20 protein-coding genes are annotated in these 23,698 nt (G+C 70.1%); 11 read left to right on the forward strand and 9 right to left on the reverse strand.

Annotation, left to right across the window (positions count from 1 at the left end):
• Window positions 1–11 precede the first annotated feature (11 nt).
• A complete protein-coding gene (locus ACWPWV_RS10580) occupies window positions 12–1,418 on the reverse strand; it encodes a hypothetical protein (protein ID WP_454042949.1) in 1,407 nt (468 codons plus the stop codon).
• 113 nt (window positions 1,419–1,531) lie between these two features.
• On the opposite strand from ACWPWV_RS10580, the gene dcm reads away from it, so the two are divergent.
• Window positions 1,532–3,070 (forward strand): DNA (cytosine-5-)-methyltransferase, encoded by a 1,539-nt coding sequence (dcm, locus tag ACWPWV_RS10585; protein ID WP_454042950.1) that lies wholly within the window; start codon window positions 1,532–1,534, stop codon window positions 3,068–3,070.
• Between the two features lie 8 nt (window positions 3,071–3,078).
• Here dcm and ACWPWV_RS10590 read toward each other — a convergent pair whose 3' ends face one another.
• Together ACWPWV_RS10590 and ACWPWV_RS10595 are read right to left on the reverse strand one after the other, a co-directional pair.
• Window positions 3,079–3,810 (reverse strand): very short patch repair endonuclease, encoded by a 732-nt coding sequence (locus ACWPWV_RS10590; protein ID WP_454042951.1) that lies wholly within the window; start codon window positions 3,808–3,810, stop codon window positions 3,079–3,081.
• Window positions 3,702–4,679, reverse strand: coding sequence for a hypothetical protein (locus tag ACWPWV_RS10595; protein WP_454042952.1), 978 nt, complete (start codon window positions 4,677–4,679; stop codon window positions 3,702–3,704). Before ACWPWV_RS10595 ends, ACWPWV_RS10590 begins: the two co-directional genes overlap by 109 nt.
• Window positions 4,680–4,809: 130 nt before the next feature.
• On the opposite strand from ACWPWV_RS10595, the gene ACWPWV_RS10600 reads away from it, so the two are divergent.
• Window positions 4,810–6,084, forward strand: a complete 1,275-nt coding sequence (locus tag ACWPWV_RS10600; RefSeq protein WP_454042953.1) for an RES family NAD+ phosphorylase — start codon at window positions 4,810–4,812, stop codon at window positions 6,082–6,084.
• Between the two features lie 105 nt (window positions 6,085–6,189).
• Here ACWPWV_RS10600 and ACWPWV_RS10605 read toward each other — a convergent pair whose 3' ends face one another.
• On the reverse strand, window positions 6,190–7,308 hold the full coding sequence (locus ACWPWV_RS10605) for a hypothetical protein (protein WP_454042954.1): 1,119 nt from the start codon (window positions 7,306–7,308) through the stop codon (window positions 6,190–6,192).
• 451 nt (window positions 7,309–7,759) lie between these two features.
• Here ACWPWV_RS10605 and ACWPWV_RS10610 point away from each other — a divergent pair, with 451 nt between their 5' ends.
• The 3 genes from ACWPWV_RS10610 to ACWPWV_RS10620 are packed head-to-tail and all read left to right on the forward strand — an operon-like array spanning window position 7,760 to window position 11,105.
• Complete coding sequence (locus ACWPWV_RS10610; RefSeq protein ID WP_454042955.1) at window positions 7,760–8,764, forward strand: ABC-three component system protein; 1,005 nt, start codon at window positions 7,760–7,762, stop codon at window positions 8,762–8,764.
• Window positions 8,761–9,237: an ABC-three component system middle component 2 gene (locus tag ACWPWV_RS10615; RefSeq protein ID WP_454042956.1), complete on the forward strand. Its 477-nt coding sequence runs from the start codon at window positions 8,761–8,763 to the stop codon at window positions 9,235–9,237. The genes ACWPWV_RS10610 and ACWPWV_RS10615 overlap by 4 nt, the downstream gene beginning before the upstream one ends.
• Window positions 9,234–11,105 carry an AAA family ATPase gene (locus tag ACWPWV_RS10620; protein WP_454042957.1) on the forward strand — a complete coding sequence of 624 codons (1,872 nt, stop codon included), beginning with the start codon at window positions 9,234–9,236 and terminating at the stop codon, window positions 11,103–11,105. The genes ACWPWV_RS10615 and ACWPWV_RS10620 overlap by 4 nt, the downstream gene beginning before the upstream one ends.
• 602 nt (window positions 11,106–11,707) lie before the next feature.
• Here ACWPWV_RS10620 and ACWPWV_RS10625 read toward each other — a convergent pair.
• Entirely contained in the window at window positions 11,708–12,205 is a 498-nt protein-coding gene (locus tag ACWPWV_RS10625; protein WP_454042958.1) for a DUF4190 domain-containing protein, read from the reverse strand.
• A gap of 157 nt (window positions 12,206–12,362) precedes the next feature.
• On the opposite strand from ACWPWV_RS10625, the gene ACWPWV_RS10630 reads away from it, so the two are divergent.
• The 3 genes from ACWPWV_RS10630 to ACWPWV_RS10640 all read left to right on the forward strand — a co-directional run bounded on the left by ACWPWV_RS10630 (window position 12,363) and on the right by ACWPWV_RS10640 (window position 17,360).
• Entirely contained in the window at window positions 12,363–13,973 is a 1,611-nt protein-coding gene (locus tag ACWPWV_RS10630) for a hypothetical protein (protein WP_454042959.1), read from the forward strand.
• A 111-nt stretch (window positions 13,974–14,084) separates the two neighbouring features.
• Entirely contained in the window at window positions 14,085–15,548 is a 1,464-nt protein-coding gene (locus ACWPWV_RS10635; RefSeq protein ID WP_454042960.1) for a family 20 glycosylhydrolase, read from the forward strand.
• A gap of 84 nt (window positions 15,549–15,632) precedes the next feature.
• A complete protein-coding gene (locus ACWPWV_RS10640) occupies window positions 15,633–17,360 on the forward strand; it encodes a hypothetical protein (protein WP_454042961.1) in 1,728 nt (575 codons plus the stop codon).
• A gap of 1 nt (window position 17,361) precedes the next feature.
• Here the strand turns inward: ACWPWV_RS10640 and ACWPWV_RS10645 are convergent, their stop codons facing one another.
• Entirely contained in the window at window positions 17,362–19,077 is a 1,716-nt protein-coding gene (locus ACWPWV_RS10645) for a dolichyl-phosphate-mannose--protein mannosyltransferase (protein WP_454042962.1), read from the reverse strand.
• Between the two features lie 33 nt (window positions 19,078–19,110).
• On the opposite strand from ACWPWV_RS10645, the gene rsmI reads away from it, so the two are divergent.
• Window positions 19,111–19,995: a 16S rRNA (cytidine(1402)-2'-O)-methyltransferase gene (gene rsmI / locus ACWPWV_RS10650; protein WP_454042963.1), complete on the forward strand. Its 885-nt coding sequence runs from the start codon at window positions 19,111–19,113 to the stop codon at window positions 19,993–19,995.
• 27 nt (window positions 19,996–20,022) lie between these two features.
• Here the strand turns inward: rsmI and ACWPWV_RS10655 are convergent, their stop codons facing one another.
• Window positions 20,023–20,535 (reverse strand): septum formation family protein, encoded by a 513-nt coding sequence (locus ACWPWV_RS10655; protein WP_454042964.1) that lies wholly within the window; start codon window positions 20,533–20,535, stop codon window positions 20,023–20,025.
• A gap of 113 nt (window positions 20,536–20,648) precedes the next feature.
• Complete coding sequence (locus ACWPWV_RS10660; protein WP_454042965.1) at window positions 20,649–21,242, reverse strand: isochorismatase family protein; 594 nt, start codon at window positions 21,240–21,242, stop codon at window positions 20,649–20,651.
• A 104-nt stretch (window positions 21,243–21,346) separates the two neighbouring features.
• On the opposite strand from ACWPWV_RS10660, the gene ACWPWV_RS10665 reads away from it, so the two are divergent.
• Window positions 21,347–21,778 (forward strand): MarR family winged helix-turn-helix transcriptional regulator, encoded by a 432-nt coding sequence (locus tag ACWPWV_RS10665; RefSeq protein ID WP_454042966.1) that lies wholly within the window; start codon window positions 21,347–21,349, stop codon window positions 21,776–21,778.
• 49 nt (window positions 21,779–21,827) lie between these two features.
• Here ACWPWV_RS10665 and ACWPWV_RS10670 read toward each other — a convergent pair whose 3' ends face one another.
• On the reverse strand, window positions 21,828–22,205 hold the full coding sequence (locus ACWPWV_RS10670) for a VOC family protein (protein ID WP_454042967.1): 378 nt from the start codon (window positions 22,203–22,205) through the stop codon (window positions 21,828–21,830).
• A 267-nt stretch (window positions 22,206–22,472) separates the two neighbouring features.
• Between ACWPWV_RS10670 and ACWPWV_RS10675 the strand changes: the two genes are divergently transcribed.
• Entirely contained in the window at window positions 22,473–23,657 is a 1,185-nt protein-coding gene (locus ACWPWV_RS10675) for an aminotransferase class I/II-fold pyridoxal phosphate-dependent enzyme (protein WP_454042968.1), read from the forward strand.
• Window positions 23,658–23,698: the final 41 nt, after the last annotated feature.

Here is a 23,698-nt window from a genome sequence, read left to right on the forward strand (position 1 = left end):
GCGTCGCGACACTAGCGCGACCTGGTCCACTCGTGCGACGCGACGATCCAGGCACCGGCGTCGGAGTGACGAGCCTCGAACTTGGGGTTGCGCTTCCGCTTCTCGGCTCCCCAGTCAGGCTGTCGCTTGGTCCTGATCCACCCTGCGGCGATTCCGGCATCGAGGGATGCTGTGTTCTCGATCCAGACGGCCCGGAGGGTGAGCGGTGCCCACCAGGTCTTACGCTTGCGCGAGTTGCCGGTGGACGCGACGTAGTCGCTGAGGGGCTTGCCAGTCGTGAGCCCGTAGTCGGTGTGCCACGCCCGGAACGCCCCGGTCGTGTCCATACCCGCCAGGCCGTCAACGATGAGGAACCCGAGCCCTTGCTCTTCGACGCAGGCGAGGACAGCCTCGGTGTCGTTGAGCCAGGCGATCTTCGGTTGGTTCTTCGGGCGCCTCCCGTCATGTGGGACAGCCACCTGCTGCGCCGTGTGCGCCTTTGCGTCCCAGACGCGCGTCGGGCTCGCGTAGTCGAATGTGGTCGATCCGTACCGGACACGGGGACCGTGGAGGCCGGACGTCGGGAACTGCTCGTTGAGGATGGTCCGGACCATCTCCTCGAAGTACCAGCCGAACCACTCGGTCTGGCGCCACTGCGTGGAGCCAGCGTCCCGCATCCATGTGACGCTCTCGCGTCCGTCCCAGTGGGCGGGAAGCTCACGGCTGAGTGTGCGGACGAGCGCAGCGCCTTCGTCAGCCGCCGTAGCCCAGGCTGCTGAGTGCTTCTGGGCGCGCAACTCCGCCCCTGCGAGGACTAGGTTGAGCCCCTCCTTGGTGACTGTCGCACCAGTGGAGCCACCAGTCATGATCCACGGGACGCCGAACTCGCGGCAGAGTCCCCGGGCGAGCTCGTGCTTGGTGGCTCCTGGGCGGAGGACCTGCGGTGCAAACCTGCGTGCGAGCCCTTCGAGCGTTTGGATGTGCTCTTTGCCGCCTGGCCCGAGCTCGGTCCGCGGGATGCCAGCGAGGTCGGACATGCGGTCGACAGCCTCTTGCTTGCCGCGCGCGGGCCTGAACCACGGGAACGCTCGGAGTACTTCGTCCACGGAGTTGTTCGAGACGGTCTCTGCGCGCGACATCCGTGCGAGGTTGCCCGCAGCAGCCTCCAGGAGACGGTTCATGCCGTCGAGGGTGATCGCGTAGCGGTCGAAGTCGTGCTCGTCGACCCAGGAGGTGTCGAGTGCCGCCGCGATCTGCCTGCCCAGCACGGCGTTGACCGCGTTCAGGTCGACGTCCAGCCCGAGGCTCAGCGCGAGCGCGACGAGGGAGCGCTTTGGCCCTCGTGTTCCGACGTCCTTCTCGGCAGTCAGCGCGAACATCCTGGCGCTGGCCTCAGGGATGGACTCTGCTGGGTTGAATTGGACGTCAGCGTCGTGCACGGGACCACCCTGGCACGACTGGTCGACGGCTGGGGGCGTGCGACACTTGACGGCCGCGGAACGACGCCGCGTGGAGACTTGATTTCACCCCCACAGTGAGGTTAGCTGTACGTATGTTCGATCCCGCCGGCGATGGAGAGACCCCTGTGAACGAGCCCGCTGCGTTCCGGTACATCGACCTCTTCGCTGGAATCGGCGGCTTCCATGCGGTGCTAGACGCAATGGGCGGCGAGTGCGTCTACGCGGTCGAGATCGACAAGGCGGCTCAGGACGTCTATGAGGCGAACTGGGGTCTACGACCGCTCGGCAGGAACGACAAGGGTGACATCACGATCGACGCTCCCGACGACGAGTCCAAGCCGGTCAACGTCCCGCCGCACGACGTCCTCGTCGCAGGGTTCCCATGCCAGCCCTTCTCCAAGTCGGGCAAGCAGCAGGGCATGGACGAGACTCGCGGCACGCTCTTCTTCAACATCATGAGGATCGTCCGCGCACAGCAGCCCGTTGTCGTCCTCCTGGAGAACGTCCGCAACCTCGCCGGTCCGCGTCACGAGCACGAGTGGGCAGTCATCATCGACAAGTTGCGCGACGCCGGCTACGTCGTGAGCAGCGACCCCGCGATCTTCTCGCCCGCAAGCCTGGCGCCGGAGTTTGGCGGTCACCCGCAGACCCGTGACCGCGTGTTCATCGCGGCGACACGTGTGAAGCCTCGGGCCGAGACAGACCGCTACCGCGAGAAGGTTGCTGACGAGCGCCTCCCCTACACGCTCCCCGACCCCAAGGGTGAGTGGGACCCGATCACGCTCGGCGACATCCGTATGGACCGAGAGTGGGACCTGCGCGATGACCTCCCGCTCGACTGGGACGTCCGCGAGGACGGCACCGTGTCTGACACCGAGTGGGGGTGGATCAAGCACTGGGATGCATGGGTCCACAAGACCCGGGAGATGTACGCGTCCAACGCCGACCATGACGGCGTCGAGGCGAGGAACCTGCCTGGCTTCCCGGTGTGGGCCAACGTCTGGACGAAGGACGAGGACGAGCGCGAGAGGGCGCTCCACGATGCACGCGAGATGAAGTGGAAGGTCAGCCACCTCACCAACAACTACCGGCTCTACGACGACCTGCTCGCCTACGACGCGGACTGGACGGCTCACTGGCTCGGCAGGACGCGCCAGTTCCCGGAGTCGAGGCAGAAGTTCGAGTGGCAGGCACAGCGGGCAACCTCGGTCGGGAAGTGCGTGATCTCGCTGCGCCCCTCTGGCATCCGCGTGAAGCGGTTGACGCACCTCCCCGCCCTGGTCGCGATCTCGCAGACACCGATCATCGGCCCGCTCAAGCGACGCCTCTCCATCGCTGAGGGCGCTCGACTTCAGGGCCTGCCCGACGGCTTCAGGTGGCCGCAGAAGGACGCCGCCACGTGGAAGCAGCTCGGCAACGGCGTGAACACCGGCGTCGTCGCCCGTGCACTCTGGGCGCAGGTCAACCGGGACGAAGACCTGCTTGAGAACGACGAGCGCGGCTGGGCGGTCCATGACGCAGTCACCAAGACTCTCGCTGGCGACGGCGCCCTGAAGAAGAGCATCGCGGCAGCCTGGAAGCGTGGGCAGGAGCGGCTCGCCGAGAGCGCCACGGATGCTGACCTGGCCTGACGCGACGGTCAGGGTTCGGTGAGGCCGGCTTCTTCCGGAGGCCCTCCCTCGACGCTCCCCCTCGCTACCGTAGCGGAGCGAGCAGGTCCCGACCGTCCGCCGGACGTCACCCGTTCCGGCTGGCGTGGGTCACTCGCGCTGTTGGAGGCCGCGGCAACCGTGGCCACCACGGCAGCGACGTCGCCAGTGACCTCGTGCTCCCAGACGCGCACGACAGTCCAGCCAGCGTCCCGTGCCAGTCTGGTCGAGCGTGCGTCGCGCTCACGGTTTCGTGCCATCTTCTGCGCCCAGAGTCCGGCGTTCGGTCCTGTCCATGGCGTGCGGCGGCCGTGCTTTGGGCACCCGTGCCAGAAGCACCCGTCGACGAACACGGCGACACGGTGCCTTGGCAGCACAAGGTCTGGCGTGCACCCCTTGGCCACGGCTGGGTGCAGACGGAACCTGAACCCAGCCGCGTGCAGGGCGCGCCGCAGCGCCACCTCCGGTGCCGTGGACGTCTTCGCGCGACCGCCCAGATGGCGGCCCGCAACGGTGCTCGTCCAGCGCTCGGTCACGTCCCGACGGTATGCGATCGAGGGGCGTGCCGGGATGAGTTGGAGACTCTCGGGTGGGCGGAGCCCCGTGCAGGTCGCTACTTGACGGGCGAGAACCGGCGGTCGAACTCGCCTCGGAGGGCCAGGTACAGGTCCGGTGGGCGCGGCGGTGCGTACGCGGCGAACCACATCGGCAGTGGCGCCCACAGGCCCAGGTGGGCGGAGGAACGCATCAGCTGGCCCATCGTCTTGCTGGTGAGCGTCGTCGCACGGTTGTTCTTCGACGTGGGGACGTCACTCAGCAGGGTGTCAGGCAGCACGAAGACCCCAGGACGGTCGGGCAGCTCGAGAGCACCGGTGTCGCCCTCGACGATCCCCTTGCCTGCGGGGACCCAGAACATCTCGAGGTGGTTCGCGGGAACGCCAGCGGCGACCTGCTCGGCGATGGACGGCCACACCTCCTCAAACTCTGGCCATGCGCCCCAGACGGCCAGCACCTCAACGGTGCCGTCTGGGTTCCACCTCAGCAGCGCGGGGACACGTCCCCGCGGCGGGACGGTGGGCGGGACGTCGAACCAGGAGCGGACGGAAAGCGTCGCCTCCTTCCAGTGGCCGCTCGTCTGCTGGATCGTGCCCGTCGTACGCCCGTACCCAGAGGCGACGTAGACGACCGAGATGGGGGACGTCCAAAGACCCGAACCTTTCTCCGCGACCAGGGCGTCCCAGTGCACCCCCATATCCTGCGGGCCGTTGCCCGACTTGTGGGAGTACGGGCGGCCGTTGAACTCGTAGTCGCCGAGTGCGCCCTTCACGCCGCGTGGGGTCTTGGCCATCGTCGTGCTCGGTTCCGTCCGCGCGACCCAGTTCGCCAGGGCGTCGTACCAGACGTCCTCGAGCAGGGCGGCGGCGGTCAGAGGGTAGTAGGTCCCCCGGTACTGCGTCTGGGCTGCGACGAACGGCAGGAGCCACTCCGGGTCTGCGAGCATGGCGGCCACTGTCTCAACGAGTGCGCGGTCGCGTGCGTCGACGGTCAGCGAAGTCAGGTCTTGGCCGGTCGCACCACAGGTGATGGGCATGCCCAGAGCCTAGCTATCGACGCGGCCTACCAGCGGGAAGACCCACCGCGGCGAATGACTGACCTTCGCGTCCCTGACGCGGGATCTGGCACAGTTGCGCTCACAAGAAGGTCTGCCTGGAGGGAGCGTCATGGACATCGCGGGCGGCTTCAGCGCGCTCGACGCTGCTGTGTGTATCGAGCACATCAAGGACGAGTTTCTTCGCGCTGCCCTCGGCGGCGGCCTCGTCGGGTCCGAGTGCACCGTCTGCGGCAGGACGGCCGAGAAGTCTCCTGGCAGTGGGTTCGCTGTGTCGCTCGACCTGGTCGCGAAGCAGGTCCAAGAAGCCTTGCAGCGCCACTACGTGCGCGCAGTAGACGAGTCCCCGTGGGACAGCGAAGCGGGGCGTTACGCGATCCCCACGGTCGACACCCGGGACGCCATCGACGACGTGTGCGAGTCGGCGTTCGACGACGAGTACGCCGAGCACATTGTCGATCTGGTCGCCAGATCGCTCGACGACGAGGAGTGGTTCGGCTCAGCGGGAGCGGTCGAGGCGGCCGACCACTACTGGACTTCGTTCGTCCTGACCGTGCTGCACGAGTCACGTTTCATGATGCTGCCCGACACTCCGGACGAGCCCGAGACGGGCGACTCTTTGTTCGGCCTGAGTAGGTACAACCCCTCTTGGTCGATCAGCGGTCTCCTTACGAGTCTGGCGTCCTTGATCTCGGAGCAAGATCTGGTCACCACCGAGGACGCGGGGACGTGCTTCTACAGGGGCCGCCTCGTAGAGAGTCCCCACGACGGGCAGGGGGACGCGAAGTACCTCGGCCCCGCGCCGCACGACAAGGCGGCAGCGAACCGCATGAGCCCGCCCGGTATCGCCATGCTCTACGCCTCGGGCGACGCGCAGACGGCAGTCATGGAGATCGCCGGGCACGGCCCGAAGCCGTATGCCCGGATCGGAGCCTTTCGCAGCACCCGTCCGCTCCGTGTCGTCGACTTCACCCGCCGACGCGGACGCCCGTTTAGTTACTTCGACGCGGCAGGGTTTGGCGACTGGGAGGCGTCGCAGGTCCTCGACTACTACGTCAAGGAGATCACGCGTCCGGTCATCCCTGACGGACGCGAGCACCGTGAATACGTCCCAACGCAGATCGTGACGGAGTACATCCGTTGGGGTCTCACCGAGCGGGTGGACGGGATCAAGCTGCCCAGCGCGCAGAGCGGTGAGCCCACCTTCGTCCTGTTCTTCGACGACAGGAGCGTCGCGGACACCGGCAGCGCCCAGGCGGGTCGACCGACCCCCGTGTTCACCCTCGCACCCGAAGACGTATCGCTGTTCAAGGTGACCCGAACGTACGCAGGGGAACCAGTAATGGACGGACGGGGCCGTCCGCGCGTTCCGACCACCACAACCTGACGCTCCCGGCCTCCAGTCATGCCACACGGCCAGGACCAACGCCCCATCCGCAGAGCCCAATTACCGTTCGTTAGCGAGCACGGGCGCGATTGCGCCGCTGGAGCATCAGCGAGGAGGCACGAGCGCGTTGAGACGGCGAGCGCGCCTCGGCCCGAAGGTGAAGCCCGCAGGCAGTCCGGTGTCGAATTCCAGCTTCACGACGCGTGCCCAGGAGTCCGCGTCGACACCTGGTCCGTGCCAATCGTCACGAGCATCGATGTGCGCGATCGGGGACGCCCAGGTCAGCACATCGCAACGGCTGGCGATAACAGCGCCTTGCAGGGCCTCGGGGAACTGGTCGGTCACTTCGTCGAAGTTGGCGGCGAGGTTGCCCACGAGGTACGGGTACCCGAGACCGATGTCATGGTTTGCTTGCTCGACCGTCTCGACGAATGGCGCGAACGAGTGGCGCCCGATGAAGGTTTGGCCGTAGATGTACGGCTGGTCGTCGATCGTGACCTGACCACAGACGACTCGACAGTCACCGCCTGGGGCGCGGCTATCCATCCACTGCCTCGCGTCGGCCGGGTCGATGGGCTCTTCAGGGTGCAACGGCATGTTCATGCCCGGCTGACTGAGTAGCGGGAATCCTGTCCACTCGTTCCTTGAATCTCGATGAACGATCGAGGGGGCAACGTCGGCGAAGAACCGTAAGACCGACATCATCGTGCCGGTCACCTCATGCCCTTCGAGTTCGGACCGGTAGGCGGGCTCGAGTTTCCGTGTCCCCGTGTGCAGTTGCGCAACCACGCTTGCAGGAATCTGATCCCAGACTGCGTAGATCCTCATACCGAGCTCGCCGCCCACGAGCGTGATCTCGTCACTTGGCCTCACGATGTGAAGTACGTGCTGTACGACGTTGCGCGCGAACTTGACAGCCTCGATCAGGTCGGCGGAAGGGTGGCGCTGCCCCGCGAAGAGCTGCTTGTAGGTGGCAGACTGTGCGATCTGGTTCGTGAGAAGGTCGTTGAGCGTCTGTGCGGCGACGAGGAAGCTCCGCACCCGTGGCCCCAGGTCCCCGCCTCGTGCGGTTTCCGCATAGTACCCAGCAACAGATGTCTGGAGATCGCGCATGACTTCGCGGAGCGGCGCGATCTCAGAGGTCGTCAGGGTGATGAGGCCCTGCGGAGCCGCTGTATGTGTGCCAGCGATCGGTTGCGTACCGGACGTGCTTGAGGCAGCCATGCGGCACACGCTCCTTCCCCTCTTCACGTCTCGCTCCTGTCGAAAGCGAGTCGCGTTCTCCACAAGTCGACCTCAGACTACCGACCACGCTCCTGCGACGGTCAGCGGAACCGCGCTCTGAGCGGCCGGCAGAAACGGTCAGCCGAAGATCTTGGTGCTCAGCATCAGTGGAGAGCCGCCGCGGGTGGGGAGAGTCTCCGGCGGCTCACGGCACACTCGGTGTCCGCGAGCCGCCGAGGGCGTGTGTGTGTCTCCTAGTAGGCTGGGGCGACTTCGGCGGCGGCGTTGCTGCCGAACGAAACTGTCGGGCGCCCGGTCCCGCGTGTGTAGGGAGGAGGCGGTTGACGTAGTGGACACAAGGCCAACGGTGCAGCACGACCAGGCTCCTGTGGTCAGCGAACTCGAAGCGCCTCCCATACCGAGCGCCCCAGTCTCTCTCGCTGGGCCGCCAGTGACTCCGGCGCAGCGCATCGCCTTCTACTCGCCGGACGAGTGGGAGGACTTCATCCGCGAGTGGGCGATCGCCATTGGCGAGGCATACAGCCAGATCAAGCGACTGGGCGGTTCGAACGACAAGGGCGCCGACGTGGCGGCGTTCAAGACGGACCGAGGCTTCGAGGGTGACTGGGATTGCTTCCAGGGGAAACACTACGCGAAGCCGCTTGGGTGGTCAGACGCCTTCCCAGAGATGCTGAAGATCTTTGCCGGGACCGTGAACGGCCACTACGTCCTGCCGAGTGCTTACGCCTTCCTTGCCCCGAAGGGATGCGGCACCGGCCTCAACCGCCTCTTGAGCAAGCCGACAGATCTGCGGCAGAAGTTCCTGGAGGAACTCAGTAGCGACAAGGGGATCGCCGCGGGCCTCGATGCGTCGCTGCGCGACCACGTGCGAACACTTGCCGAAACAACGGACTTCGCGATGTTCAGGTCGGTGGAACTGGTGGATGCGATCGCCGCTCACCGGACGACGGCTTACCACGTGGCTCGATTCGGAGGCCCGTTGCCGCCTCGGCCGCGGGCTACCGGTGCACCTACTGAGATCGGCGAAGCCGAGGCGCGCTATGTCGCTCAGCTGATGGACGTGTACCGCGAGGCAAGGCCCACTGGCGATCTGGCGCCCAACACGCTGCATACGGAACCTCGTCTTGCCGCGCATTTTCAGCGGCAGCGTGAGTCGTTCTACTCCGCCGAGTCTCTGCGTCTTCACGCTCGGGACGCCGTTCCTCCGGGCACCTTCGAGGCGCTGCAAGACGACGTGTACTCCGGCGTGATCGAGATCGCGGAGGCGGATCACGACACTTCGATGGCACGGTTGACACAGGTGCTGCAGGCGTCTACCCAAATCGACTTGAGCGCGCACGCGCTTACAACGATCTCGCAGACCGATGACCGTAAGGGCATCTGTCACCAGCTCGCTAACGAGGACCGCCTTGCTTGGATGAGGGCAGGCTCATGAGCAGCCCTCTCAACGGCCCCTTGGAGACGGCCATCCGTGCCTTGACGCTCCTCGCCGAGGCGTACCCGAGAAGCCTGGATCTGAACCAACTTGTTCTCCTTGACCACGGTCTGCTGCACAGCGAGGATCTCGGAGGCCCCCCGAGCCTGCACCCACCTGTTCCGATCCGCTCCAGCGAGCTTGGAGTGAAGCGTCACCAGCTCACGCTCGGGCTTGAGGTGCTCACGCGAGTGGGGCTCGCTGACATGAGTGCCTCCGCCGGCGGTATCCACTTCACGGCCGCTGAAGGTGCGCATCCCTTCCTCAGCTTGCTGGAGACGTCTCATGCTCGCGCCTTGGCGGAGCGAGCGAGCTGGGTGGTCGACCGCTACGGAGACCTTTCGGACGCTGGCCTCCGAGATGCGATCCGTGAAGTGTCCGGGCGATGGGCAGAAGAGTTCGAGAACTTCCACGGTGGGGAGCAGGCAACGTGAGCCGCTTGAGGTTGTTGCACATCACTCTTTGGGGACCGAACGTACCGCTGTCGACGGTCGAGTTCGGACCCGGGCTCACGCTCGTGCGCGGCCCGTCAGACACCGGCAAGTCCTTTATGGTGGAAGCGATCGACTTTATGCTCGGCGGAAAGTCGCTTAAGGAGATCCCCGAGCGAGACGGCTATTCCACCGTGCTGCTCGGTGTTGAGCTACCCACTGGTGAGACCGTGACGCTTACGCGCGGCGTTGCAGGGGGTGCTTTCTCGCTCTACCGCTCCGATGTCCGCAGCGGACCGCTCTCAGTCCCGGATGAGAATCTTTCGGCGAAGCACAACTCGAAGAGCGACGCGAACCTCTCGATGTTCTTGTTGAAGCAACTTGATCTCGAGAACTCACTGATTCGGAAGAATGCGCAGGGAGCAACTGTTTCGCTCAGCTTCCGGGATCTCGTGCATCTCTGCATCATCGGTGAGACGAAGATGCAATCCGAAGTTCCGCCAGCGATTACGGGGCAATACACGACGAAGACGAAGGAGATCTCGGCGTTCAAGCTGCTTCTGGAGGCGGAGGACGACTCCTCGGTGGTCGCTACCCAAGGAGCGCGGGAGGGTGTGCGGACGACTGGTGCGAAGATCGAGGTGATCGATCAGTTGCTGAGCGACGTCGAGGCGAAACTCATCGACACTCCCGACGAGGGTGAGTTGCGCGATCAGCTGGCGCGGCTCAATGCATCCATCGCTGATCACACGTCGACGGTGGAGGAACTCCTCACAGAACGATCTGGACTCGCAGAGCAACTTCGTCGCTTACAGGAGGCTGTCCAAGAGGCGAGGACCGAGCTGTCAGAAGTCGGAGCGCTCCAGAGCAGGTTCGGTCTTCTCAACGAGCAGTACGACTCGGATCTTGACCGCTTGGCGACGATCCGGGAGGCCGGTGTACTCCTTGGTTTCTTCACACCCGGGAAGTGTCAGTTCTGCGGTGCGGAGCTCGCTGATCAGCACTACAACGATGCTCACGGTGCCGACGGCACCGCTTTCGAGGAGTCAGTTGATGCAGAGATCGCCAAGACCAGGGCACTTCGCGCAGACCTTGCGCTCACCATGGAGGAACTGGTTCGTCGCGGCGGAGACGCCCGGTCGTCCGGCCGCGAGGCGGTTGCCCAAGTCGAAGCACTGAGCGTCAGACTCCGAGTGCTCGATGATGAGCTGCGCCCTGGAAACTCCCAGTTGCGCGAACTGATCGGGGTCAAGAGTGATCTCGAGAGGTCGCTCGCTCTGTACTCGCAGGCTGCCGAACTGACCCAGCTGAAGGCTAGCCTCATCGATAGTACGCAGACGGATGCGACCGTCGTCTCCGCTGGCCTGAACCTTAGAGCGCTCCGAGAGTTCTCCGCTGAGCTGGCGAAGCGGCTCGGGGCCTGGGGGTACCCGGATGCAGCCTCCGTGCAGTACGACCGCGCCGAGCAGGACATCCTGGCGGACGATCAGTACCGGTCCGCACATGGCAAGGGGGTCCGAGCAGTCCTCCACGCTGCGTTCACCGTGGGGCTCGCGCAGTACTGCTTGGATCGCGACATCGCCCACCCCGGTTTCATCGTGCTCGACTCGCCGCTAGTCACCTATCGCCCGCCTGGACGCAACTCGCCGGTGCAGCTCGATCAGTCGCTTCCTGCAGGGATCGTCGCTGACTTCTATCGCGACATCCAGGCGAGCTTCGATGGGCAGGTGATCGTGATGGAGAACCTGGACCCGACTGAGCCGCTCGGGACGGGTGCAGTCGATATTGTCTTCACCAAGGAGATCGGAGCCGGCCGGTACGGCTTCCTTCCGCCCAAGGGCTCAGCGGGGGCAGTTCAGATCGAGGAGTAGCTCAGTCGGTGGCGCTGACCGGGCGCAGGCCGGTCGTGGCGCCTACCCTCGAACGAACACGGCACTCTTTTCGGGCAGCGCCCCTCCATCTCGAGTTGCTCACCAAAGTTGGCTTCGGCTCCGTCACGCTCAAAGTGGACGAAGGTGACCGCGGATCGGGATCGTCGTTCCACGCGAGTTCCACGCGAGGCGCTTGGCTCCATGGAAGTTTCACGTGTGGGCGCACGACGGTTGCCGGTGCTTGACCCTGGTCGACGGTCGGTGCGAACCTGGTTCACGCATCCAATGATCGTTGCGGTTCCGCGTTTATGGTGGTCGAAATGGCATTGGTGCGCGGATGTAGCCACGGACTTCGGGAGCGCCCGGGCTTGTGACCCGGCAGGAGAAGGTCGGGGTTCGAATCCCCCTAGCTCCACAGCAGAAGGCCGGAACCGCAACGGTTCCGGCCTTCGTCATGTCGGGCGGTCGTCACTCCGGGTACCTCGCGTGTGCCGCGTCCGCGAGCCGGGTACGACGACGATCTGAGACGGTCCCCGCCGACCCGACGAGAACGGGCCGCGACCACCGGGGTGGTCGCGGCCCGTCCTCTGGGCGAAGAGGTGTCACGGGCAGGTGACGTTGACACCCTCGTAGACCACCGTCTCGCCGGTCGGCACGCCCGAGCAGGCGTCGTTGACGATCTGGATGCCCTGGTAGGTGACCCATCCGAAGATGACGGTGCCGATGAGCACCAGGATGCCGACGATGATGCCGGCGATCGCCAGGCCGTTGCCGTAGCCGGCCTTCTTCGACTTGTTCAGCGCGACGATGCTCAGGATGATGCCGACGATCGACAGGCAGCCGAGGAACGACAGGATGAAGCCGACGATGCCGAGCGTCTTGCCCGGGTTCTGCGCCGGGGCGGAGTAGCCGGGCGTCGAGCCGGAGCCGTACTGCGGGGCCTGGGGAGCGCCGTACTGGGGCGACTGCGCCCCGTACTGCGGTGCGCCGCTCGGCGCCGCCCCGTACTGCGGGGTGTCACCCTGCTGCGGTCCGCCGTACGACGGCGGTCCGGACGGGTTCGGCTCCTGCGGCTGCTGGGGCTGGTCGGGGGTGGACATCGGGGTCGCTCCTCGGTTCGTGGGCACGGCGCGGCCAGTATGCCCTGGTGGGACAGGGCGCCGCCACGACCTGGCCAGGCGTGTTCGCAGGCCGGTCCTCACCGTCGCCGCTCGCGTCGAGGTGTATCGACTCCCGGGCGTGCGCGATGATGGGGGCGTGAACCCACGGAAGGTCCGATTCGTCACGCTCGCCGCGTCTGCCACGTTCGCGGTGGCGGTCGTCCCGGTGCTGTCCGGGTGCGCGGCGGAGCCCGCCGGTGCGGAGGCCGTCTCGCCCGCGCCGGAGCAGGTCGCCCGGGCGGCGGAGCCTGCGGACAGCGTGCTCGTGCTCGGTTCCGCGGACCCGGCGGAGCTCGCTCTCACGGCCAGCCAGACCTTCTTCGACGCGGCACCGGTCGTCGTGCTCGTCGCGGCGGACGACGTCACCGCCCAGGCGACCGCGGCGGCGGTGGCCGCACCGCTCACGGCGCCCGTCCTCCTCGTGGGCGGCGGGATCTCGGACGGTGGCGTGCGGACGGAGCTCGACCGGCTCGGCGCCGTCGCGGTCGTCGAGGTCGACGAGGACCCGGCGCCCCCGGGCGGGGCGGATCCCAGCGCCGGCCCGGGCGCCGACGACGGGCTCGAGGCGCTGGACGGCCTCGACGACGTGACCAGCGTGCGCCTCGACGTCGACGCCCTGACCGCCGCGGGGGAGATCGACCCGCGCGACCTCGAGGAGCTGCAGGACGCGCTGCCCGATCTCGGGGAGGCCGACGTGCTCACGGAGGTGCTGGTCCTCGCGCAGCCCGGCGAGGCGCAGGTCGCGGCCGTCGCCACCGCGCGCGCGGCCGGGGCGCTGCCCGTGGAGGTCGCCGGGGGCGACCCGCGGGCCGACGCGTCCGTCGTGGAGACGATCTCCGAGGCGAAGGCGCTCGCCGTCGTCGGGATCGGTGCGGAGTTCGGGACGTCTCAGGAGCTCGGCTGGCGCGTGCGGGCGGCCGAGTCGGGGACGCTGCTGCCGTCCGGGACACAGCTGGTGCTCGCCGGGGACAGCCGGTACGTGGCGGTCGGCGCGGACGCCGTCACCTCGCGGCTGGAGGCGGTCGACGCCGATGCCGCGGCCGAGGCGGTGGCCGAGGCCCGCACGGCTGCCGACGCCTTCGCGGCGGTGGACCCCCGCCTGACGGTCCCGGTCGTCGAGGTGCGCGCGACCCGGTCGTCGTCCAGCTCGGGCACGGACGGCGACTACTCGACCGAGGTGCCGGCGGAGGAGCTGCGGCCGTTCGTCGACGCGGTGACCGCCGCCGGCGTGCACGTGGTCCTCTCCTTCGAGCCGGGCAGGGCGTCCTTCGACGAGCAGGTCGCCGAGTACGCCGACCTGCTGGCTCTGCCGGGCGTCGGGGTCGCGCTCGACGTGTCGGCGCGCCGGGGCGCGGTGCAGTACGGGACCGTCGACGTCGCCGAGGTCGAGGCGGTGGCCGTGCGACTGGGCGAGCTCGTGCGTTCCGAGGCCCTCCCGCAGAAGCTGCTCGTGGTGCAGACGCCGTCCGCCGACGCCGTCCGCGGCCTCGCGGACCTCGACGCCGGGGCGGGGGAGGTCGCGGTCGTCGCGCAGTCGATCGCCTCGGGCGGGTACGGGCGGCGGGTCGCCGCGTGGGACGGCGTGGTGACCGGCTCGTCGGCGGAGGTCGTCCCCGGGTGGACGACGGGTTCGTCCGACCCGGCGCTCGACGTCGCGGGCGTGCTCTCGCTCGAGCCCGCACCGCGGTACGTCGCCGCCGCGCCGTAGGAGTCGCGCCGGGCGTCTTGGCCTGCTGACGCGGCACGGGTTACGGTGTGGTCCTCACAAAAGCCGAATCGTTTCGACCGGCCGCCGCACCACCACGACAACGAGGTTCCGATGGTCTCGCTCATCCCGCAGCCCCTGGACGTGCGCCCCGTGGACGGCCACGTCCCGCTGACCGGCCTCACCGTGCGCGCGCACGGCCTCGACGAGCACGCGGCCGCAGGGCTCGAGGACCTCGTCGAGCGGCTCCTCGACACCACGCAGGCACCGCGTGCGGGTTCCCGGCTGCTGCCCGTCGACCTGCGCCTCGACGGCTCGGCCGGGCCCGACGGTTCCACGAGCCCCGAGCGCTACTCCCTCGTCGTCGACGCCGGTGGCGCGACCCTCTCCGCCCCCACCGCCGCCGGGCTGCTGCACGCCGCGCAGACGCTGCGCCAGCTCGTCGAGCACGACCCCGCAGCCGGGGACGGCGAGCCGACCGCCCGGCTCCCGTTCGTCGTCGTGCACGACGCGCCGCGCTACCCGTGGCGCGGGCTGTCCCTGGACGTCGCGCGCCACTTCTACGGCCCGGAGGCGCTGCGCGCCGTGGTCGACGTCCTCAGCGCGTACAAGCTCAACGTGCTGCACCTCCACCTCACGGACGACCAGGGCTGGCGGATCGAGTCCCCGTCGCGCCCCGAGCTCGCCAAGCTCTCGTCCGACGGCGACTGCTCGGGCGGGAAGGGCGGCCACCTGTCGCTCGCCGACTTCCGGGCGCTCCAGGACTACGCGGCGGACCGCTTCGTGCGCGTCGTGCCCGAGATCGACGTGCCGGGGCACATCAACGCCGCGACGCACGTCTACGGCGAGCTGCGGCCCGACGGCGTCCCCACCGACGCGTACACCGGCATCGAGGTCGGCTTCTCCCGGCTCACGTTCGACCTCCCGGCGACCGAGCCGTTCCTGCGCGACGTCCTCACCGACCTGGCGCGCGTGACCGACGGCGAGCACGTGCACTTCGGCGGCGACGAGGTGCTGACCATGGAGCCCGACGAGTACGCGCGGTTCGTCGAGCTGTGCGAGCGCGTCATCCGTGAGGCGGGCAAGACGCCGGTCGCGTGGCAGGAGGCGGCGAAGGCTCCGCTGCGGCCCGGGACGGTCGTCCAGTACTGGGACACGCACAAGGCCGACCTCACGTACCTCGCCGACGCGGCGCGCGCCGGGGCACGTGTCCTGCTGTCGCCGGCGAACAAGGTGTACCTCGACATGAAGTACACCGCCGACTTCCCGCTCGGGCAGGAGTGGGCCGGCCTCGTCGAGTTGCACGACTCCTACGACTGGGAGCCGGAGGCCGTCGTCGAGGGCCTCCCGCCGTCGTCGATCGAGGGCGTCGAGGGCGCGGTGTGGACCGAGCGGATCGTCACGACCGACGACCTGTTCACCATGCTCCTGCCGCGGCTGTCCGCGGTGGCCGAGGTCGCCTGGACGGCCCCTGCGCGCAAGGACTGGGAGGACTTCCGCCGCCGCGTCGCGGTCGAGGCGGGCGCGTGGCGGCGCGACGGCCGTGCGTTCCACCCCACGCCGCAGGTCGACTGGTGAGCACGCCGCGCCGCGTGGCGGACGTCACCGCCGGAACCGCTCGCTGAGGTCGCGGGGGCCACGGCGCGTGCGACCATCGATCGGATGGTCGTTCCCCGCTCCCGCCCCGCCCCGCACCCTGCGGTGCTCTCCCGGCCCCGTGCCCGACGACGCGTGCTCGCGCTCTCCGCAGCCCTCGCGGTAGGGACCGGCCTCGCCGCCTGCACGGACGGCTCGTCGCCGGAACCGGGTCCGAGCGACAGCGGCAGCGCGACGACGGAGGAGCCGCCGGTCCCGTCGGCGCGTGCCTCGACCGTCGAGGGCGTGGCCACGCTGCCCGAGCCGGACCCCGCGGCGCTGACCCTCTCGGCGAGCCGGACGTTCTTCGAGGCGTCGCCGCTCGCCGTCCTCGTCCCGGCCGCGGCGGGCGACGACGCGGCCACGTCCGCCATGGCGGCCGCCACGGCGGAGGCCGTCGGTGGCCCGGTGCTGGTGGTCGGCGACGGGGTGGTCGGCGAGGCCGCCGCCGAGGAGCTGGACCGCCTGGGCGTCGAGGGCGTCGCGCTCGTCGCCGCGGCGCCGGAGGCGCCGCAGGGGACGGCCGAGACGGGCGAGGGTCAGACCGCCGCGCCGGACCGGGCGGACGCCGGCACGCGCGAGCCGTCCGGCCTCGACGGTGTCGTGACGGTCTCGGTCGACCCTGCGGAGGTGGCCCCGGACGGCGAGCCCGACGCCGACGCGCTCGACGCGGCGCTCGCCGACCTGCCCGTCGCGGGGGAGCCCGAGACGTCGGAGGGAGTCCTCGCGCTGACCGACGCGACGACCACCCCCGCGAGCGCCCTCGCGGGCGCCACCGCGCGCGCGTCGGGCGCCACGGTGCTCGACGTCCCGGGCGGCGACCCGCGCGTCTCGTCGGCCACGGTCCAGGGCGTGCACGGCGCCCGGGCGGAGGGCGCGGCGTCGGCCACGGTGGGGCTCGGCCCGTCGTTCGGCACCCCCGAGGACCTCGCGTGGCGCGTCGAGACGGCCGCGACGGGCGTCGAGCTGCCGGGCGGTGGCCAGATCGCGTTGCCGGGCAAGCGGTACGTGGCGCTGTACGGCTCGCCCGGTGCGCCCGTGCTCGGCGTCCTCGGCGAGCAGGACGTGCCCGCGACGATCGCCCGCGCGCAGGAGCACGCCGCGCGCTACGAGGCGCTGACGGGCGAGCCCGTCGTGCCGACGCTCGAGATCATCACCACGGTGGCGTCCGGCTCGGCGGGCGGCGACGGGAACTACTCGAACGAGCGGTCGGCCGACCTCGTCCGGCCCTACGTGGACGCCGCGCGGGACGCGGGCGTGTACGTGGTGCTCGACTTCCAGCCCGGCCGCACCGACTTCCTCACGCAGGTCCGAGCGTACGAGGACCTGGTCGTCGAGCCCCACGTCGGCGTCGCGCTCGACCCCGAGTGGCGGCTCGGTCCGGACCAGGTGCACCTCGCGCAGATCGGCTCCGTGGGCGTCGACGAGGTGAACGCGGTGGGCGACTACCTCGCGGGGCTCGTCCGCGAGCGCCGTCTCCCGCAGAAGATCTTCCTGCTCCACCAGTTCCGCACCTCGATGATCGCGGACCGCGCGCGGCTCGACACCGCGCACCCCGAGCTGGCGGTCGTGATCCACGCCGACGGCCAGGGGGGTCAGGAGGCCAAGGCCGCGACGTGGGCGAACCTGCACCGCGACGCGCCGGCGGGGGTGTTCTGGGGCTGGAAGAACTTCTACGACGAGGACGCGCCCATGCTCACGCCCGAGCAGACGTGGGGGATCCGCCCGGTCCCGGACTTCGTCAGCTACCAGTGAGTCAGATCCAGCTCGGCAGCCACATGTGCATGTGCCAGAACCAGTACGGCACCTGCATCCCGGTCCAGATCGGGTAGAAGAACACGCTCACGACGCCGATCGTGGTGAGCAGCACCGTGATCCCGGTGCGGACGCGCGAACGGGCGGCGTGCGAGCGCTCGGTGCGTTCGAGCGCGACGGTCAGCACGTACACGAGCGTGAGCACGACCCAGGGCGTGAAGACGATCGAGTAGAAGGTGAAGATGGTCCGCTCGGGGTAGGCGAACCACGGCACCCAGCCGGCGACGAGCCCGCTGAGCACCGCGAGCGCACGCCAGTCCTTGAGCCGCAGCAGCAGGACGACGGTCACGACGACGGCGAGCGCCGCCGTCCACCACAGCACCGGGTTGCCGAGAGACGTGATCGCCCGCGCGCAGCGCTCGACCTCGCACCCCGCCTCGCCCGCGTCCTGGGAGCGCCAGTAGAACGACGTGGGGCGCCACTGCACGATCCAGCCGAGCGGGTGGGACTCGTAGGGGTGCTCGGACGAGAGCCCGGTGTGGAAGTCCCACATCTTCAGGTGGTACTCCCACAGGGAGCGCAGCGCGGGCGGGAGCCACGGCACGCCCTCGCCGGGGTTCTCGACGGCCCACTGCCGCATGTACGACGCGGGCGTGCGGAACCACGAGGTCCACGTCGCGAGGTAGGCGAGCGCGGCCGTCGGCAGCATGACGAGCGCCGCGGGGATCGCGTCGACGAGCAGCGCGTCCTCCCACCAGCGCCTGATGCCGACCGTCCGGCGCGCCGTCGCGTCCCACAGCACCGAGAGGACGGCGAACACCGCGAGGAAGTACAGTCCCGACCACTTGACGCCGCACGCGAGGCCCAGCGACACGGCCGCCGCGAACCGCCACCAGCGCCAGCCGAGCTGCGGCCCGTACCGGCCGATGCTGCCCCCGGCGTCCAGGATCGCCCCGCACCGCTCGGCGAGCCGCCGCCGCGCCTGCTCGCGGTCGAGGAGCAGGCAGCCGAACGCGACGAGCACCCAGAGCATGAGCATGTTGTCGAGCAGGCCGGTCCGGGAGTGGACGATCGCCGCACCGTCGACGGCCATCAGCCCGCCCGCCACGATCCCCATCGCCGTCGACGCGAACAGGCGGCGCGCGATGCGCGCCACGAGCACCACCGCGAGCACGCCCACGACCGCCGACGCGATGCGCCACGACCACGGGTTCTCCGCGCCGCCGAACGCCTTCATGCCGAGCGCGATCATCCACTTGCCGAGCGGCGGGTGGACCACGTAGTCGGCGGTCGGGAGGAACGTGTCGACGTCACCGGCCTCGAACGCCGGGTTCGGCTCCTCCGGCCAGTCCGCCTCGAACCCGACGCGGAGCAGCGTGTACGCCTGCTTGACGTAGTACGTCTCGTCGAAGACCAGCGTGCCCGGACGGCCCAGGTTCCACAGCCGCAGCACCGCGGCGACGGCCGCGACGACCGCGACGCCGAGCCAGCCCCACAGGCGGTCGTGCGCCGTCACGCCGAGCGCCAGACGACGCGGGCCGAGCAGCGCGAGCAGGAGGCGCTCGCGGTGCGTCAGGTCGGGGGACCCGTCGGCGGCGGCGGGCGCCGTGGCCCCGGGAGGTCCGTCGTCGCCGTGTCGCGAGGCGTCGTCGGGCACGGGCGCGGGGGGCGTCGACCCGGGGTGCGCGTCGACGGGCGGCTGGGACACGCACGCCATGGTAGGGGTTCCGCGTGTGGAACCCTGGACGTCATGACCCCCGCGACCGACCTGCCCGACGCCGCAGCGCGACCTCGCGAGGCGGGTCACCTCGTGCTCGCGGGGACGCCGATCGGCAACGCCGAGGACGCGAGCCCGCGCCTGCGTCGTCTGCTCGCGGACGCGGACGTCGTCGCGGCCGAGGACACGCGCCGCCTGCGCTCGCTCGCCGGCCGCCTCGGCGTGGAGGTCCGGGGCCGGGTCGTGAGCTTCCACGAGCACAACGAGTCCGAGCGCGCCGACGACCTGCTCGACGTGGTCCAGGACGGCGGGACCGTGCTCGTCGTGTCCGACGCGGGCATGCCGAGCGTCTCCGACCCCGGGTTCCGCGTCGTGGCGCGCGCGGTGGAGCGCGGGGTGCCCGTGACCGCCGCGCCCGGGCCGAGCGCCGTGCTCACCGCGCTCGCGCTCTCCGGCCTGCCGACCGACCGCTTCTGCTTCGAGGGCTTCCTGCCCCGCAAGGCCGGCGACCGGTCGCGCGCCCTCGCGGCGCTCGTCGACGAGCCGCGCACGCTCGTGTTCTTCGAGGCGCCGCACCGCGTCGCGGAGGCGCTCGCGGCGATGGCCGCCGCGTTCGGCCCGGAACGGCCCGGTGCGGTCGCGCGCGAGCTGACGAAGACGTACGAGGAGGTGCTGCGCGGCACGCTGGGCGACCTGGCGGCGCAGGCCGCGGCCGAGCAGCTGCGGGGCGAGATCTGCGTCGTCGTCGGCGGGGCGCCGGCGCGCGGCCCCGTGCCGCTCGCCGAGCTCGTGCCGGTCGTGCTCGCGCGCGTCGACGGCGGGGAGCGGCTCAAGGACGTCGTCGCGGACGTCGCGAGCACGGCGGGCGTGCCCAAGCGCGACCTCTACGCCGCGGCGCTCGACGCCCGCAAGGCGTGAGCGCCGCGGCGAGGCGCGGCCGCGGGGTCAGCCGGCGATGCCCTCGAGGGTGCCGGTGACCTGCTCGAGCTCACCGTGGTACGCGAGGCACAGCACCTCGCGGTCGTCCTGCGCCCAGCTCGCCTTCGTGGGGTACATCGGCCAGTAGCCGTAGACCGACTCCTCGTACGCCGTGCCGATGAAGCCGGCGAACGCGTCGAGGCACAGCTCGTCCGCGGACTGCATCACGGCGTCCTCGCCCGGGTAGTCGTCGCCCGGCAGGAGGTGGGAGGCGTAGACCTCGTTGTCGTGGGGCTCGTCGCACGGCACCACGGACACGGTCGAGACCTCCTCGGACTCGGCGCTCGCGGCCTCGTCCCCGTCGTTCGTGCAGTCGCCGACGGCGAGGCTGAAGACGTCCGCGTCCTCGTCGGCCTCCGTGATGGCGCCGGACTCGTCGCGGACGGGCTCCGAGCCCGGGAGCAGCCCGCAGGCGCTCGTGCCGAGGAGGGCGAGGCCGAGGAGGAGGGCGGCGGGGGTGCGCAGGGCAAAGCGCGGCATGAGGTCGCTCCGGGTGTCGTGGCGGTCGGCACGGTGCCGACGGCGGCACGCGAAGAGTAGCGGTACGCGCCGACGCTCCGGGAGGGCAATTCGACCCCGCCCCAGCGGTGCGATCAGGCGGCGTCGCTCGCCTCGAGCGTGACGCCGGCGGCGGCGAGCTCCTCGCGCGCGGCCGCGCCGAGCTCGGGCGTCACCGGCACGGTGAGGTCGGTGAGGACGCGGGTGTCCAGGCCGAGCGCGTGGGCGTCGAGCGCCGTCGCCCGCACGCAGTGCGACTCGGCGATGCCCACGACGTCGACCGCGCCGATCCCGGCCTCGCGCAGCACGTCCGCGAGCGCGCGGCCCGCGACGTCGACCCCCTCGAACCCCGAGTAGGCGGCCTGGTACTCGCCCTTCTTCACGGACACGTCGGGCGCGAGGTCCGCGAGGGCCGGGTGGAGCTCGGCGTTCGCGGAGCCCGCGACGCCGTGCGGCGGCCACGTGTCGACGAAGTCCGGCGCCGCGCTCCAGTGCTCGCCCGGGTCGACGTGCCAGTCCTGCGTCGTGACGACGAGGTCGTAGCGGTCGCGGTGGTCGCGCGCGTGGTCGGCGATGCGCTGCGCGACGGCGTTCCCGCCCTCGACGCCCAGCTCTCCGCCCTCGCAGAACGTGGGCTGGACGTCGACGACGACAAGGGCGCGGCGCGGCGCCTGCGTGCTCTCGCTCATGACGCCCACTCTGCCACCGTCCGCCGGCGCGCGGGACGCCGGGCGGTCGCCCGCGGGTGGTGCCACAGTGGGGGACGACGCCCGAGCACCGCGTGGAGGACCGCATGACGACCGACCGCCCCATCGGCTACTGGCTCAAGCTCGTGGACCGGCTCATCGACGAGAGCTTCGACGAGGTGTTCCAGCACACCGGTCTCACGCGGCGGCACTGGCAGGTGCTCAACACGATCCGTGACGGCGTGAGCGAGGAGACCGCGGTCGACGGCGTGCTCTCCCCGTTCACGGGCGCGGGCGGCGGGCACGCGGCGTCGGTCAGCGCCGAGGTCGAGGACCTCGTCCGCCGGGGCTGGGTGACACGGTCCGACGGCGGGCTGTCGGTCACGCTCGCCGGCAACCACGCGTACCACGACCTCCTCGACGCGGTGTCCCGCTCGCGCGAGCGCGTCGCCGAGGGCGTCTCGCCCGAGCGCTACGCGACGACCGTCGCGACCCTCCAGCAGATGGCCCGCAACCTCGGCTGGTCGTCCGGCGGGTGATCCCGCCGCCCGGGTGCGGCTCCGCCCGGCGGGATCCGGCCGCTCCGGGTCAGCGGGCCGGCGACTCGATCGCCCAGCGGTGGCCGAACGGGTCGACGAGCCAGCCGCGGCGCTCCCCGCCCTGGTCGTCCGGCTCGCGGTCGGGCGTCGCGCCCGCGGCGACGGCGGCCGCGTACGTGGCGTCGACGTCGTCGACCCCGAGGACGACGGCGACGGTCGAGTGCCCGACCGTGGCCGGGGCGAACGCGCCCACCTCGCGGTACTCGTCGGAGACGAAGAACGTGTCGTCGCCGACCTCGAGCGCGGCGAAGCCGACACGGCCGTCGTCCTCGACCCAGCGCTCGCCCGTCTCCCGGGCCCCGAACGCGCGGGCGTAGAAGTCGATCGCGGCGGCGGCGTCGTGCACGGTCAGGTAGGGGACCAGCATGGGAGCTCCTCGGTCGGGGTCGCGAGCCGGGCGTCCTCGGCGACGTCGCGGTCTCGGCTGCTCCCACCGTAGGGCGCGCGCGACGCGGGCGACAGGGCGATGCGGGCAGCACGGCAGCGGCGGGGCAGCACGGCAGACGGGCAGCACGGAGGGGGACAGGCAGGGGCGGGCCCGTGGACGCCGCGACCGGACGACGGCTCGCGGGCGTACGCTGCCGGGACCCGAGTCCCGCGCACCGCGGGCGCCCCGACGAGCAGGAGCACTGCGATGGAGTTCCGCCGGATCCCCGGTCTGCCGCCCTACGTCTTCACGATCATCGACGGGCTCAAGATCGAGGCACGCCGAGCAGGTCGCGACGTCGTGGACCTCGGCTTCGGCAACCCGGACCTGCCCAGCCCGCAGATCGCCGTCGACAAGCTCGCCGAGGCGGCCCAGAACTCGCGGAACCACCGCTACTCCGCGTCGCGCGGCATCCCCAAGCTGCGCGAGGCCGTCGCCGGCCTGTACCAGCGCCGGTTCGGCGTGAGCCTCGACCCGGAGACCGAGATCATCTCCACCATCGGCGCCAAGGAGGGCTTCAGCCACCTCATGTGGGTGCTGCTGCAGCCGGGCGACGTCGCGCTCGTCCCCACGCCGAGCTACCCCATCCACATCTGGGGTCCCTACTTCGCGGGCGCCGACGCGCGCCAGGTCCCGATCGGCGACGGGACCGACGCCGCCGGGTACATCGACCGCATCATCGAGGCGTGGGAGCTGGGCTGGCCCAAGCCGCGCGTCGTCGTGCTGTCGTTCCCTCACAACCCGACGACCACGGTTGCGACCAAGGAGGACCTGCAGCGCCTCGTCGACTGGGCGCGGGACAAGGACGTCGTGCTCGTCCACGACCTCGCCTACGCCGACATGACGTTCGACGGCTTCCGTCCGCCGTCGATCATGGAGTGCGACGGCGCGCGCGAGGTCGCGGTCGAGCTGTACTCGATGACGAAGTCCTTCTCGATGGCGGGCTGGCGCGTCGCGTTCCTCGTCGGGCGACGCGACGTCGTGGGGGCGCTCGCGAAGCTCAAGAGCTACCTCGACTACGGCACGTTCCAGCCGATCCAGATCGCGGCGACGGTCACGCTGAACGAGGCGACCGAGCACCCGCAGGAGATCTCCTCCGTCTACGAGTCGCGGCGCGACGCCCTGTACGACGGCCTGCAGCGCATCGGCTGGGACATCCACAAGCCCGGCGGCACGATGTTCGCCTGGGCGCGCATCCCCGAGCCGTACCGCGACATGGGCTCGATCGAGTTCGCGACCCACCTGGTCGAGGAGTGCGACGTCGCGGTCTCGCCCGGCGTCGGCTTCGGCCCGGGCGGCGACGAGTTCGTCCGCTTCGCGCTCATCGAGAACGAGCACCGCATCGGCCAGGCGGTCCGCGGCCTCCGGCGCGGCCTGACGCGCCTGCAGTAGTCCCCGCGACCTCGCGCCGACGTCGCGCCCGGGCGACGATG

The organism is Cellulosimicrobium sp. Marseille-Q8652 (assembly GCF_965112045.1).

What these genes read in the sequence shown, in the direction of transcription:
- dcm (WP_454042950.1), top strand. Translation starts at nt 1,532, where the DNA reads ATGTTCGATCCCGCCGGCGATGGAGAGACCCCTGTGAACGAGCCCGCT.
- ACWPWV_RS10595 (WP_454042952.1), bottom strand. Translation starts at nt 4,679, where the DNA reads ATGCCCATCACCTGTGGTGCGACCGGCCAAGACCTGACTTCGCTGACC.
- ACWPWV_RS10600 (WP_454042953.1), top strand. Translation starts at nt 4,810, where the DNA reads ATGGACATCGCGGGCGGCTTCAGCGCGCTCGACGCTGCTGTGTGTATC.
- ACWPWV_RS10605 (WP_454042954.1), bottom strand. Translation starts at nt 7,308, where the DNA reads ATGGCTGCCTCAAGCACGTCCGGTACGCAACCGATCGCTGGCACACAT.
- ACWPWV_RS10615 (WP_454042956.1), top strand. Translation starts at nt 8,761, where the DNA reads ATGAGCAGCCCTCTCAACGGCCCCTTGGAGACGGCCATCCGTGCCTTG.
- ACWPWV_RS10625 (WP_454042958.1), bottom strand. Translation starts at nt 12,205, where the DNA reads ATGTCCACCCCCGACCAGCCCCAGCAGCCGCAGGAGCCGAACCCGTCC.
- ACWPWV_RS10635 (WP_454042960.1), top strand. Translation starts at nt 14,085, where the DNA reads ATGGTCTCGCTCATCCCGCAGCCCCTGGACGTGCGCCCCGTGGACGGC.
- ACWPWV_RS10640 (WP_454042961.1), top strand. Translation starts at nt 15,633, where the DNA reads ATGGTCGTTCCCCGCTCCCGCCCCGCCCCGCACCCTGCGGTGCTCTCC.
- ACWPWV_RS10645 (WP_454042962.1), bottom strand. Translation starts at nt 19,077, where the DNA reads ATGGCGTGCGTGTCCCAGCCGCCCGTCGACGCGCACCCCGGGTCGACG.
- rsmI (WP_454042963.1), top strand. Translation starts at nt 19,111, where the DNA reads ATGACCCCCGCGACCGACCTGCCCGACGCCGCAGCGCGACCTCGCGAG.
- ACWPWV_RS10655 (WP_454042964.1), bottom strand. Translation starts at nt 20,535, where the DNA reads ATGCCGCGCTTTGCCCTGCGCACCCCCGCCGCCCTCCTCCTCGGCCTC.
- ACWPWV_RS10660 (WP_454042965.1), bottom strand. Translation starts at nt 21,242, where the DNA reads ATGAGCGAGAGCACGCAGGCGCCGCGCCGCGCCCTTGTCGTCGTCGAC.
- ACWPWV_RS10665 (WP_454042966.1), top strand. Translation starts at nt 21,347, where the DNA reads ATGACGACCGACCGCCCCATCGGCTACTGGCTCAAGCTCGTGGACCGG.
- ACWPWV_RS10670 (WP_454042967.1), bottom strand. Translation starts at nt 22,205, where the DNA reads ATGCTGGTCCCCTACCTGACCGTGCACGACGCCGCCGCCGCGATCGAC.
- ACWPWV_RS10675 (WP_454042968.1), top strand. Translation starts at nt 22,473, where the DNA reads ATGGAGTTCCGCCGGATCCCCGGTCTGCCGCCCTACGTCTTCACGATC.